The sequence below is a fragment of the Microbacterium canaveralium genome (assembly GCF_047238045.1).
Taxonomy (GTDB): Bacteria; Actinomycetota; Actinomycetes; order Actinomycetales; family Microbacteriaceae; genus Microbacterium.
The window spans coordinates 3343441-3355941 of record NZ_JBDFMA010000003.1 but is presented as its reverse complement, the minus strand read 5'-3'; the positions used below and the strand labels follow the sequence as shown (position 1 = coordinate 3355941).

The 12501-nt window shown below is 68.4% G+C and carries 10 protein-coding genes; 8 read left to right on the top strand and 2 right to left on the bottom strand.

From position 1 onward, the window contains the following. The first annotated feature begins 19 nt into the window (after positions 1-19). The 7 genes from ABC271_RS16960 to ABC271_RS16930 all read left to right on the top strand — a co-directional run bounded on the left by ABC271_RS16960 (position 20) and on the right by ABC271_RS16930 (position 7796). Positions 20-1333, top strand: coding sequence for a dihydrolipoamide acetyltransferase family protein (locus tag ABC271_RS16960; protein ID WP_412926010.1), 1314 nt, complete (start codon positions 20-22; stop codon positions 1331-1333). 222 nt (positions 1334-1555) lie between these two features. Continuing rightward, entirely contained in the window at positions 1556-2929 is a 1374-nt protein-coding gene (locus tag ABC271_RS16955; protein ID WP_412926009.1) for an ABC transporter substrate-binding protein, read from the top strand. Then, on the top strand, positions 2926-3828 hold the full coding sequence (locus ABC271_RS16950) for a carbohydrate ABC transporter permease (RefSeq protein WP_412926008.1): 903 nt from the start codon (positions 2926-2928) through the stop codon (positions 3826-3828). Before ABC271_RS16955 ends, ABC271_RS16950 begins: the two co-directional genes overlap by 4 nt. A 3-nt stretch (positions 3829-3831) precedes the next feature. After that, positions 3832-4656, top strand: coding sequence for a carbohydrate ABC transporter permease (locus tag ABC271_RS16945; RefSeq protein WP_412926007.1), 825 nt, complete (start codon positions 3832-3834; stop codon positions 4654-4656). Between the two features lie 5 nt (positions 4657-4661). After that, positions 4662-5678 carry an alpha/beta hydrolase gene (locus ABC271_RS16940; RefSeq protein WP_412926006.1) on the top strand — a complete coding sequence of 339 codons (1017 nt, stop codon included), beginning with the start codon at positions 4662-4664 and terminating at the stop codon, positions 5676-5678. A gap of 43 nt (positions 5679-5721) precedes the next feature. Continuing rightward, positions 5722-6555 (top strand): alpha/beta hydrolase, encoded by an 834-nt coding sequence (locus ABC271_RS16935; protein ID WP_412926005.1) that lies wholly within the window; start codon positions 5722-5724, stop codon positions 6553-6555. Between the two features lie 152 nt (positions 6556-6707). Continuing rightward, positions 6708-7796 (top strand): helix-turn-helix domain-containing protein, encoded by a 1089-nt coding sequence (locus ABC271_RS16930; protein WP_412926004.1) that lies wholly within the window; start codon positions 6708-6710, stop codon positions 7794-7796. 17 nt (positions 7797-7813) lie between these two features. Here ABC271_RS16930 and gtfA read toward each other — a convergent pair whose 3' ends face one another. Both gtfA and ABC271_RS16920 read right to left on the bottom strand, forming a co-directional pair. After that, positions 7814-9280, bottom strand: coding sequence for a sucrose phosphorylase (gene gtfA / locus ABC271_RS16925; protein ID WP_412926003.1), 1467 nt, complete (start codon positions 9278-9280; stop codon positions 7814-7816). A 26-nt stretch (positions 9281-9306) separates the two neighbouring features. Next, entirely contained in the window at positions 9307-10530 is a 1224-nt protein-coding gene (locus ABC271_RS16920) for an MFS transporter (RefSeq protein ID WP_412926002.1), read from the bottom strand. A gap of 355 nt (positions 10531-10885) precedes the next feature. Between ABC271_RS16920 and ABC271_RS16915 the strand changes: the two genes are divergently transcribed. Beyond that, positions 10886-12373 carry a hypothetical protein gene (locus ABC271_RS16915; RefSeq protein ID WP_412926001.1) on the top strand — a complete coding sequence of 496 codons (1488 nt, stop codon included), beginning with the start codon at positions 10886-10888 and terminating at the stop codon, positions 12371-12373. Positions 12374-12501 lie beyond the last annotated feature (128 nt).

Genomic DNA, 12501 nt, shown 5'->3' with positions numbered 1-12501 from the left:
CGCGAGCAAAGGACACACCGTGACCGAGCAGACCTTCGTCCTCCCCGACGTCGGTGAAGGACTCACCGAGGCCGAGATCGTCCAGTGGCGCGTCGCGCCCGGCGACGAGGTGGCCGTCAACGACGTCCTCGTCGAGATCGAAACCGCCAAATCGCTGGTCGAGCTCCCCTCGCCGTTCTCCGGCACCGTGGGCGAACTGCTCGCGACCGAGGGGGCCACGGTCGAGGTCGGCGCCCCGATCATCACGATCGGGTCGGCGGATGCCACGCCCCCGGCGCCCGCGGAGCCGACCACGGTCCCCGAGCCCAGCGATCCCGGCGGAGCGGTGCTCGTCGGCTACGGCACCGGCGGCGCGGTGTCGTCGCGGCGCCGCAAGCCCGCGGAGCGCCCCGTCCAGGCATCCGTCGGGGTCGTCGCGAAGCCCCCGATCCGCAAGTTGGCGCGCGACCTCGGCGTCGACCTGTCGGCGGTCACCCCGAGCGGCCCCGCCGGCGAAGTGACGCGCCAGGACGTCGTGAAGCACGCCGAGCAGGCCAGCGTCTTCCGCAACATCGAGACGCCCGAGTGGGGTGCCGTGCGCGAGGAGACGATCCCCGTCCCGGCTCCGGCCGCACCGGCGCCCGTCGACGACGCCCGCGAGGAGTCGATCCCCGTCCGCGGCGTCCGCAAGGCCACCGCCAACGCGATGACCTCGAGCGCGTACTCGGCCCCGCACGTGTCGGTGTGGGTCGACGTCGACGCGTCGCGCACGATGGAGCTGGTCAAGCGTCTGAAGGCCTCGCCCGACTTCGCGGACGTGAAGATCTCGCCGCTGCTGATCATGGCGCGCGCGGTGATGTGGGCGCTGCGCCGGACGCCGATGATCAACGCGGCGTGGGTCGACACCGAGGACGGCGCGCAGATCCGCGTGCGCCACTACGTCAACCTCGGCATCGCCGCGGCGACCCCGCGCGGCCTGCTGGTGCCGAACATCAAGGACGCACAGGCGATGAACACGCGCGAACTCGCCAAGGCGCTCGAGAACCTCACGCTGACCGCCCGCGAGGGCAAGACGAGTCCCGCCGATCAGACCGGCGGCACGTTCACCATCACGAACATCGGAGTGTTCGGAGTGGATGCCGGCACCCCGATCATCAACCCCGGCGAGGCCGGCATCATCGCCCTCGGTGCCATCCGGCAGAAGCCGTGGGTCGTTGACGGAGAGGTGCGCCCCCGCTGGGTCACCACGGTCTCGGGCTCGTTCGATCACCGCGTGGTCGACGGCGACGGCATCTCGCGGTTCATCGCGGACGTGGCATCCGTTCTGGAGGAGCCGGCGCTGCTGCTCGACTGACGCCGGTCGGGGGCGATCGGCGGGCGCCGGCCGCTGCGGTCCGTCAACGCAGACGGATGCCTGTGCGTCCGAGCCTCGGTGCGCCTTTCCCCGCGATCCCGCAGGCCCCCGCCACCCGGCGGACACCGCGCGGTCGAGTGCGCACGAGTTGCGGCTACAGCGCGCAAGAGGGGTGAAGAGAATTTGGGAAAGGGTCAGTGTCGATCACCCGAAGGAGAACTCATGAGCCCGATCACAGCAGCCCCCTCTCAGGCTGGACGATCACATCGCCGGCTCGCGGCCGTCGCGCTTCTCGCGTCCGCAGCAGCAGTGCTGGCCGCCTGCGCGCCCCCCGGATCGTCCGGCACGGAGGGCCCGGCGACGGCCGCCTCCAGCGTTTCGACGACTCTGCCCAGCGATCCGGTGAAGCTGCAGATCCTCACCAGCCAGGAGGCTGCGGACGTCGTCACCCAGCTGGGGCAGGAATTCACGCGCCAGAACCCGACGGTCACCTTCGACGTCGTCGCCGAGGCCAACTCCAACATCAACACCAACCTCTCGCGCATCCTCACGCGCGACACCCCGCCGGACATCCTGTTCACTCCCGCACTCGCGCAGCCCGCACGTGATGGCCTCCTCACCAATCTCGACCCCTACTACGACGCCTACGGGTGGAACAGCTGGTCGCAGGAGCTTCTGCGCATCGCGCGGCTCAGCCCCGAGGGAGACCGGGGCACCGGCTCTCTCTACGCGGTCGGCATCGGTTACAACGTCACCGGCATCTACTACAACAAGGAGATCGCCGCGAAGGTCGGCCTCACCGCCCCGCCCACGACCTTCGACCAGTTCGAGAAGGCGGCGACGGATGCCGTGGCCGCCGGTTACCTCGGAGTCTCGCTCGCGGCGAAGGATGCCGGAACGCCGTTCCTCCTCCAAGAACTTCAGAACGCCTACGGCAACGCGCCCGAGATCAACGACTGGATCTACCAGCGCCCCGACGCGACCTTCGATCAGCCCGGCATGCTCGCGGCTGCCCAGAAGCTCCAGGAATGGACGAAGAACGGTGTGATCTCGCCCGACGCGACGTCGGTCGACTACCCGACGATGATGGCGGACTTCCAGGCGGGTAAGGCGCTCTACGTACCGGTCGGCGACTGGGAGAACGCGCGTCTGACCGCCGCCATGGGCGACAACGTCGGCTTCTTCCTGATCCCGCCGGTGGACGCGGGCGCGAAGCAGTACACAATGGCATCCCCGGCCAACTACACGATCCCGCAGGGGTCGAAGAACAAGGACGTAGCCGCGTACTTCCTCAACTGGGTGCAGAGCAACGAGCAGGCTCGGAAGATCGTCGTGGACGTCCTCGGCAGCTCTCCCGGCGGCCCGGCGGACATGGCTGTCCCGCTCAGCACCAGCGCGCTGGTGGACTCCACGCTCGCCGCCTTCCAGAAGGTCCTCGCCGATGACGGCGCGGTCGACTTCATCGCGAACGGCTCGGCGGCGTTCACGCTCGACGTGCTCAACCCGGAGATGCAGGCGCTCGTGCTCGGTTCGCGCACGCCGCAGGACTTCATCGACACCGTTCAGAGCGGGTACGAGAAGGATCTGTCCCGATGAGGGCCGGCCGGGGAGGAATCCTGAAGACACCAGCGAAGCGTCGGCGTGCGCTGATCGGCGTGGCCTTCGTCGCGCCGGCGCTCGCCCTCTACGGATGGCTGATCCTCGGCTCGTTCGGGAACGCCGTCCAGTACTCGCTCTACGACTGGAACGGGGTGGGGAAGGCGACCTTCGTCGGGTTCTCCAACTACCTCGACGTCTTCACCTCCCCGGCCCGACTCGTCTCCCTGCTGCACGCCTTCGAGCTGATGGTGTTCTTCTGCGGTGTCACGCTCGTGCTGGCGCTGGCCGCCGCCGTCCTGACACGGGCGGCGGTGGGCCGGCGGTCCGCAGCCGCGGTCCGCACGATTCTGTTCATGCCGCAGGTCATCCCCATCGTCGCCGCCGCCGTCGGCTGGAGCTGGATCTACTCCCGTGAGGGAGCCCTCAACCAGATCCTGGATGCCATCGGTCTCGGGGGCGTCACGCGGGCCTGGCTCGGCGATCCGAACACCGCCTTGCCGGCGGTCGGTTTCATCGGGACCTGGGCGTTGCTCGGCCTGGTGACCATGATGCTCACCGCGGGCATCAGCAAGATCGACTCCTCGCTGTACGAGGCGGCGAGACTGGACGGCGCGAACGCCGTTCAGGAGTTCTTCGCCGTCACGCTGCCGGGCTTGCGCCGTGAGCTGGTCGTGAGCGCCACCCTGACGATCATCGCGGCCCTGGCCAGCTTCGACATCGTCTACATCACCACGCAGGGCGGCCCGAACCGCGCGACGATCGTGCCGGGTATCGACATCTACAACCTGGCGTTCGGGCAACAGCAGGTCGGTGGGGCGGCCGCGATGGGCATCGTGCTCATGGGCGTCGTGCTCCTGGTGATCATCCCCCTCCAGCGACTTGCAGCGAAGGACTGACGAATGCGCGTTTCCCTCCCGGAGAAGATCAGCAGCCGAGTCGTCCTGGTCCTTCTCGTCCTCTTCACGCTGTTGCCGTTCGTGGCGCTGCTGTCGGTGGCTCTTTCGCCGGCGAACACCCTTCCCAGCGGCATCTCCTTCTTCCGAGAGCTGCACTGGGAGAACTTCGTCACGGCGTTCCAGCTGGCGAACTTCCCGACCCTCATGCTCTCCAGTGCGACGCTGGTGATCATCGTCGTCCCGGTGGTCGTCCTCACCGCCACGATGGCGGCCTACGGCCTCACCTGGCTTCGCGTGCCGCTGGCGGGTCCGATCTTCCTGCTCTTCCTGCTGGGACTGACCATCCCGACCGAGAGCCTGATCACGCCGCTGTATCTGACCATGCACAACCTCGGCCTGGTCAACACCGTGTGGAGCGTCGCGCTTCCCCTGGCCGCTCTCCAGATCCCCTTCGGCGTGTTCTGGATGCGCTCGCACTTCCTGGGCATGCCCGGAGAGCTGGAGGAAGCGGCTCAGCTGGACGGCTCCGGGCCGTTCCGCACCTTCTGGCAGGTCCAGCTTCCGTTGGCGCGGCCGGCCATCTCGACGATGCTCATCCTGAGCTTCCTCTGGACGTGGAACCACTTCATCCTGACCCTCGTGATGATCGACGACCCGTCCCACCGGACGGTGGGAGGCGCCCTGGCGGGATTCCAGGGAGCGCACGCGACCGACGTGGTCATGTTGTGCGCCGCCGCGCTGCTCATGATGGTCCCCACCCTGCTGGTGTTCCTCATCTTCCAGCGGCAGTTCAGTGCGGCCCTCCTGCAAGGGTCGGTGAAGGAGTGAGCGACGTGGCGGAACCCGACGTTCCGGTACGCCCGGCCTATGACCCGGAGCTCGAGGCATCCCTTCGGGTATCCGGCGTGTACGTCTTGGATTTCGCTCCCGAGAACCTCGCTGCGGTGCAGAGGGACCTGCGGGCGTGGGCCGGCTCGGCGCGCGCGCAGCTCGCAGACGACGGGTTCCGCATCCAGGATGCGACCGCGACGGCACCCGACGGCACGGCCATCCCCCTTCACCACATCTCCCGAGTGGACACTCGCGAGCCTCGTCCCTGCATCGTGTACATCCACGGCGGGGGAATGGTGCTCGGAACACCGTGGGATGCGTCCCCCGACTTCCGGCGGTGGATCTCGGACTTCGGAGCCAGCGTCGTCACGATCGACTACCGCCTCGCTCCCGAGGTGACGGCTCCATCGCTCGTCGAGGACTGCTACGCCGCGCTCTGCGAGGTCTTCGCGCGCGCGACGGACTGGGGCATCGACCCCGAATCCCTCATCATCGCGGGGATGAGCGCCGGCGGAGGTCTCGCGGCCGGTGTCGCCCAGCTGGCGCGCGAGCGGGGCGGCCCGGCTCTGTGCGGACAGCTCCTTCTCGCGCCGATGCTCGATCCCCTCGCCGACGGGGACTCGGCACGGCAGCTGCCCCACGGGCCTTGGAACCGTGACGAGAACACGGCCGCATGGCGGCTCGTGCTGGGAGACGGCGATGTGGTGGACGCGGGCGCCAACGCGCCAGGGCGGGCCACCTCCCTCGCGAACCTCCCTCCGGCACTGCTGGAGGTCGGGTCGGCCGAGATCTTCCGCTCCGAAATCATTGACTACGCGGGCCGCCTCTGGGCCGCCGGCGGCGACGCCGAGCTGCACGTGTGGAGCGGCGGATTCCACGGGTTCACCGCCTACCCGCACGCTGCTGTGACCCAGGGTGCGCTCGCCGCTCGCACCAACTGGCTCGCGCGCCGCTTCGGTCGCGTCCTCGCCGAAGCCTCCTCCCTCGACGAGACCGCGCCGGTTCGCCCCGCATCATGATCCCTGTTCCTGCACGACGCGCCACACCCCGAGGAGTCGCACCATGGCCCTGTTGACGATGAACACCGAGAGCAAGTTCCTCCGCTCGAACCAGGCGTTCACCGTGATCCTCCCGGACATGCCGCGCGAGGAGGATCCGCAGGAGTTCTATTCGCAGCGGCGCGCGCTGCCGGTGGTCTGGCTCCTGCACGGAACGTTCGGCGACCACACCGATTGGGTGCGCAAGACGAACGTCGAGCGGTACGCGGCCCGCAAGGGCGTGGCCGTCGTGATGCCGTCCGGTCTGAACAGCAACTACTCCAACTGGAGTCGATTCATGCTGGGCTACGACATGTACGACTACCTCCTGCACGAGCTCATGCCGTTGGTCTACAACTGGCTGCCGATCTCCTCTCGGCGTGAGGACAACTTCCTCGCCGGTCTCTCGATGGGGGGTCGCGGCACGATCAAGATCGCCGCGAGCAATCCGGAGCGGTTCGCAGCGGCGGCCGTGCTCTCGGCCAGCCCGAGGGACTTCTCGGATCTGACACCCGAGTTCTTCCGTTCGGGCGACGTGTTCGCCGCGCGCTTGGAGGGCATGGTCGAGAACGCGGGCGGCCTCGAGGCGTTCCTCGCGTCGGAGGAGAACTCGTGGCGCGTGCTCGACGAACAGGCCGGCACCGGTCGGCTGCCGCGGCTCCTGTTCGCCAGCGGAGCGGACGACGACTACGTCATGACGACGTTGCGACCGTTCCGCGCACACGCCGAGGAGATCGGCCTGGACGCGACGTTTTCCATCCGTGAGGGGTTCACCCACGAATGGGACTTCTGGGATCTCGCCATCCAGGAGGCCTTCGAGTTCTTCGGGCTGCCGGACATCGACGTCGACATGGCGTGAGGCCGGGCGCGAGGCCGGTCATGACCTTCGAATCCCCGCGCTCTCGCGGCCGCGCCTGCTAGCGTTCCTTCGTCGGCCGCGCGTGCCGCGGTCTCCCCTGACGCGATCACGTTCCCCCGGGTGCGTAGGTCGACCCCTGGAGGTGCCGTGACATGAGAGACTTCCTCGCCCGATTGGCGCTGCAGGACGAGTCCGTCGCGGCCGCCCTCCGCGTCCTGGACTATTTCGACGCCCTCGATGCCCGGGGTGTCGGTCCCGAAGCGTATGTCCGCGGTGCGGCGGCGTTGACATCTCGCGTGGTCGGTGTGGCGCTGGCGGGTCGACGGCTTTCTTTGCGTGTCGGCCCGGGCGGAGATCGCCTTCGCGGGGATGGGGCGGAGGAGAAGAACGAGGAGTGGCCGTCCCGTTCGATCGGTCCCGCTACTGCCGATCTCGTGTGGATCGAATCGACCGACGCGGACACCTCGCACGGACTCGTCCTCGAGCGCATCGCGCAGGGCGTGCAGCGCTGGGCGGACCGCCTGGACGCCCTGGCCCCCGAACCCGAGCAGGCGTGGGCGACGCTCCTGAACGACCCCATCCCGGAGGAGCGCAGTCGTCAGCTGTTCGCCGCTCTCCGACTCGATTCGACCCGGCGCTATCACGTGGTCGCGCATCTCCCGGTCGAGTGGGGCGAGGGCCTGAGAGCGTCAGCGGTGGTCCGTGGCGCCACCGTGGGCGCGACCATCCAGCCCGCGCCGTTCGCCATGGGGCCGCAGGTCGGCGGGAAGGCGCGCTTCGGTATCGGCCCCGCCGTTCCGGTCGAGGAACTGCGCAGTTCGTGGAAGCGCGCGGTGATCGTGCTCCGGATGGCTCGCCCCGGCGAGGCGCTCACCTGGGATCGGCTCGGTGTCCTGGCCCCGCTGTTCCTTCACGCCCAGACGAGCGATCTCCTGGCATCCCCCATCATCAGTGCCATCGAGGACGGGAATCTGCCGTGGCTGGACGAGACCGTCACGGCGGTGACGCAGACCGGATCGATCCGCGGCGCGGCGGATCTCCTCGGCCTGCATCACTCGACGGTTCAGAAGCGCATCGACAAGCTTCAGCAGCAGTTCGACCTCAACCTCGGCAATGCCCGGCACGCCTACCATCTGTGGCTGGCGTGCGCCGCGCACCGCTACGCGTCGTTCGGCACCCCCGAGAACATGGAGCTCGACGTCCGGCTCACGCCTCGCCCGTTCGACGATCCGTCGTCCTGAGCGAGGCGTGAGCCCGCTCACGACTCGAAGACGAGCGTCGGCTGGTCCGCACCGCGTGCGGCGGTGATCGTGAAGCGGTGCCCGACGAAGTCCGCGCGCAGCCGTGCCTCACTGTCGGCATCCGTCCAGGTCAGGACCAGGATGCCGGGCGCCTCGTCTGTGACGTCGAAGTCGCCGTCGAAGGCGGGGAAGGTGTTGCGCCAGCGGAGGATGTCCAGGAACTGCTGGATCTCACGCTTCTCGACACGTTCAGCGATCTCCGCGGCGGTGTAGTCGTGTCGGTTGGCGGCGCGGGCGTCGCCGGCGGCGGCGAGGGCCTCCGGATCGTTGGCGCCGAACAGCGCGCCGACGTAGTAGATCTGCGGGATTCCGGGCACGAACAGCTGGAAGACGCGGGCGAGCAGGTAGGCCGCGTCGTCCTCGCCGAGGGCCGAGTAGAACGACGACATCAGCTGATAGCGCTGAGCTCCCTTCTCGCCCCGCCGGATGACGGATGCCGGCAGGGGGAGGATCTCGCGGAGGTGCTCGGTGCGGGCGTTCACGAGGTCGACGATGGAGTCGATCTCGTCGTCTTCGAGGAGGCCGACCACGTCCACCACGCCGATTCCGTCGTGCGTGTCCAGAGTGGTGAACTGCTTGCGGGGGCAGATCTCGAGCCAGTGGCGCACCCGGTCGGTCCGGCCCGTGAACAGCGTGTGCAGCGTCAGCATCGGGAGCGCGAAGTCGTAGACCCAGTGCCCCTTCGCCGACATCTTGAGCTGGATCTCGTAGTTCTCGTGGATCTCGGGCAGCATCTGCGTGCCGCGGTCCTTGATCGGAGCCATCCCGATCTCCAGGACGTCCCACACCTCGGGCTCGACGAAGAAGCAGCTCGTTCCCGGACGTTTGGCCGCGTAGGCGAAGGCGTCGAAGCGGATGAGGGCGACATGATCGGCGAGGCGCCCCAGGTTCCGTGCGAAGTACTCCTGCGTCACCGGCTGCCACGGATCGATGTCGACCTGCTCGGCGAAGAAGGTGTTCCACAGGCAGACGACCTTGCCGTCCGCACGGGTCATGTCGAGGTACGGACCGTGCTGCTTGCGTCGGTAGAGGGCCGCCATCTCCTCTTCGGTGGGCTCGCCGCCGCCCCAGAACTCGTTCCAGTCGATGAACATGCTCTTGTACGGGGACTCGTCGCCCCGCTGCATGTAGTCGATGAACTCCGCCGAGCGGATCGAGGCGTGATTGATCATGAAATCGGCCATGAGGTAGTAATCCTCGCCGAGCGCGTCGATGTCATCCCACGTGCCGAAGGCCGGGTCGACGATGTCGTACTCGATGACGGCGAAGCCCCGGTCGCCGGAGGACGGAAAGAACGGGAGGACGTGGATGCCGCCGAAGGCCCCAGCGAAATGCGTGCGCAGCACGCGGTGGAGTTCGGACAGGTTTCCGCCCATGCTGTCGGCATAGGTGATGAGCATGGCCTCGTTGGCGACGGGTCTCATGGCGGTCCTTTCGGGGGAGGTCGGACTCAGGTCTCGGTGGGGGCCGGAGCAGCGGTGCTCCGGGGAGGGTGCGGGCGGCGGCTCACCAGGTAGAGGCACAGCCCGATCGCGATCGGAACGATGGACAGCAGGTACATCGATGAGTACGCGCCCTCGGCGGAGGCGCCGGCGTTCATGTCGGCCGAGACGATCCATCCTCCGATGATGGGCATGATCAAGTACCCCAGATCGACACCGATGTAGCTGGTGTTGCTCGCGAGACCGCGCCGGTGCGGGGGCACGGAAGTGAGCGCGAGCGTCTGGACGGCGGGTTGGCAGATCCCGTACCCGAGGGCCGCGACAGCGCCGGCGATGAGGAACCCGAGCAGCGTGTCGACGTTGGCGATGACGATGAACGAGACCGCGAACAGCACCATCCCGGGAACGATGACGACCGTCAGTCCCCGCGCGTCCCCGAGAGCACCGGCGAAGGGTCGCGTGAGCAGGATGAAAACCGCGTAGGCGGCGAAGAACAGGCCGATCTGGTCGACCCCCCGCGCCTCGCCGTAGAGCACGATGAACGCGTTGACCGAGGAGAACGCGCCCGCGAGGAAGAACATGATGGCGGCCGGGACGAGCGCCTCGCGCGCGAGGAAGGAGGAGAAGCGCCACGGTGTGCTCGGGCCCCCGGGTGCCCGAGGTGACCGCACCCGGAGCGCCAGGATCGCCGCGACGGCCATGATGGCGGCCCCCACGAAGAAGCTGGTGCGGTACCCGAAGGACGTCTCCATCCACAGTCCGACGGACGGGCCCACCGCGGTGCTCACCGCCTGCCCCAGGGAGAAGGTGCCCACGCCCTCGGCCATCCGGCTCGGCGGCAGGGCGTCGCTCGCCATCGCGAGCGTCACGGGGGCGAGGAAGCCCATGGCTGCACCGTGCAGGAGACGCGCTCCGATCAGGAGCGGGATGCTGTCCGATACCGCGTAGAGCACGAAGGCGACCAGGATCAGCGCGACCGTGCCGGCGAGCAGGTAGTTGTGGCGGACGACCAGTGTCGCCCAGCCCACGGCGGGGCGGACCGCCAGCGCCGTGACCGCGAAGACACCGGCCACCAACCCGACGACCAGGGAACTCGCGCCGAGCGACGCCGCGAGCTTCGGCACCAGAACGAGGGTCATGAACTGCGCGAAGGTGATCACGAAGTTGATCGCGAACAGACTCGAGAACCGGGGCGTCCAGATGGGGGGACGATCGGCGCGGCGCGCCCTCATGCGCGCGCGCCGATCTGTTCGCTCGGCGCGCTCGGGACGGGTGCCGTCGCGCACGGGTGTCGACGCTCTGGCACTGGCACTCCCTTGGCATCCGTGGCGTCCCTTCAAGGGAGATCGCCCCGCCTCCTCCGGCGGCACAGCCATGTTCGCTGAGCGAGACGGCGCGGCTGATCCGCCCGCCAGACGCAATCGCGACGTGGCGATCCGCCACCTGGCGGCTGTCGGGGACGCGCGGCCACGCGATAGTGAGAGAGGCCGCGGACGTGCTCGACCGCGGCAGGCCACGCCCACGAGAGGATCGGAGATCGGTGATGATCACGAGTGACCTGCGTGCCGATGAGCGAGGTGGTCGACCGTGACCGGTGTGACCCGCATCCGGCCCGGCGTTCCCGACGATGACAACCGGCACTACCTGCCGGAGCACCTCAAAGGCAGCGAGGTCGTCGTCAATGAGAACGGCAACAACTCCCAGCCCTACCCGCCGCGTCTCGAGGAGATGACGGGCACCATCGTCCCGGGATCGACGGACCGCTGGTACACGTACGTGCCGGAGTCGTACGACCCCGCGACACCGTGCCCGTTGGTCATCTCCCTCCACGGCGGGTTGATGACCGGGTGGGGACAAGCCGTCTATTCGTCCTGGACGAACGTCGCCGATCGCGAGGGTTTCGTCGTGATCTTCCCGGATGCCGGGTCCCGGCGCTTCTGGAATATCGACATGGCGCCCGAGCACGTCGACGCGCTCACGGCGCCCAACCCCGAGGGCCTCTATCTCAACCCGCCCGCTCGGAATGCCGAGGAAAACCACGACATCCGACTCATTCGGGGACTCATCGAGTGGGCGGCCGACGAGTACTCGATTGATCGTGAACGGGTCTTTCTGCAGGGCATGTCGATGGGGGAGTCGATGACGTCGACCTTCGTCCGTGCCGCGGGATCCGTGCTCGCGGGTGCCGCCGGGTCGGGTGCTCCGATCGACCCCTCGCTGTTGTTCACGGAGAGCGGTGAGGTCCTCAACGAAGGTGGCCCCATTTCGATGTGGCAGTCGCGCCTCGATCTGGATGCCGGCCCGCAGCACTACGCGACGAACGGTACGGAGCTGGTGCGGCAGAACCTCGAGTACTGGCTCCGGGTGAACGGCGTGCGCACTCCGCCCACCATCGCCGTGCGCGGAGTGGACAACTTCGCCTTCTACCGTGGGGAGTTCGCCGACGTCGTGTTCCGTGACGTCCACGGGCGCGATCACGGGCAGACCTTCGACGATGCGCAACTCGTCTGGGATCACCTGTTCTCGGGCGTGCGGCGGGCGCCGGATGGCGCCATTCACAGGACTCGACCCGAGCTCGAGCTGCGGGGGGACACCTTCGCCGTCGCCGTCGCCGAGGGGTGCACCGTCGCCTGGGTATCGGGCGAACGCGTGCGGCTGCCGGGACCGGTCTTCCGGTGGGAGGGGACGCAGTACCACGGACGGGCCGGCGCCCCCCTCGTGCGCGTTTCCTCGCTTTACGTGCCGTCGAGTCTCCTCGCGACGGCCTTCGGCGCCGAACTCGATCTCCGCGAGGGTGGCGACGTGGCGACGCTCCGCCTGGCCGACGGACGTGTCGTCGACTTCGCCCGGGGTAACGTCGGCATCCTCGTCGACGGTCGCGTCCGGGCGATGCGCACCGAGGCCGTGCGGCGCGACGGCGAGCTGTGGGTCTCGCTGGAATGGTTCGCGGCCACGCTGTTCGATCTCCACGTGACGACGCACTCGAACGTCGTCTACGTGACGGATCACCACGCCCAGCTCGGTGGGAACATGGCCGTGCTGATCCGGGAGCTGCTCTCCGCCGAGGTCCCTTAGGCGGGCTTCGCCGCTACCGGCCGCACGGACGCGCGCTCGTGGACGCGGCGCGGCCTCGACGCCGCCCACCTGAACCCGGTCGATCCCGGCGGGCGCGGACGGGCTGCGGCGGCCACCGGGGCCCAGAT

Bases quoted from the DNA above. Each gene is read 5' to 3' on its own strand.
- ABC271_RS16945 (WP_412926007.1), top strand. From the start codon at position 3,832: ATGCGCGTTTCCCTCCCGGAGAAGATCAGCAGCCGAGTCGTCCTGGTC.
- gtfA (WP_412926003.1), bottom strand. From the start codon at position 9,280: ATGAGACCCGTCGCCAACGAGGCCATGCTCATCACCTATGCCGACAGC.
- ABC271_RS16920 (WP_412926002.1), bottom strand. From the start codon at position 10,530: ATGAGGGCGCGCCGCGCCGATCGTCCCCCCATCTGGACGCCCCGGTTC.
- ABC271_RS16930 (WP_412926004.1), top strand. From the start codon at position 6,708: ATGAGAGACTTCCTCGCCCGATTGGCGCTGCAGGACGAGTCCGTCGCG.
- ABC271_RS16955 (WP_412926009.1), top strand. From the start codon at position 1,556: ATGAGCCCGATCACAGCAGCCCCCTCTCAGGCTGGACGATCACATCGC.
- ABC271_RS16950 (WP_412926008.1), top strand. From the start codon at position 2,926: ATGAGGGCCGGCCGGGGAGGAATCCTGAAGACACCAGCGAAGCGTCGG.
- ABC271_RS16935 (WP_412926005.1), top strand. From the start codon at position 5,722: ATGGCCCTGTTGACGATGAACACCGAGAGCAAGTTCCTCCGCTCGAAC.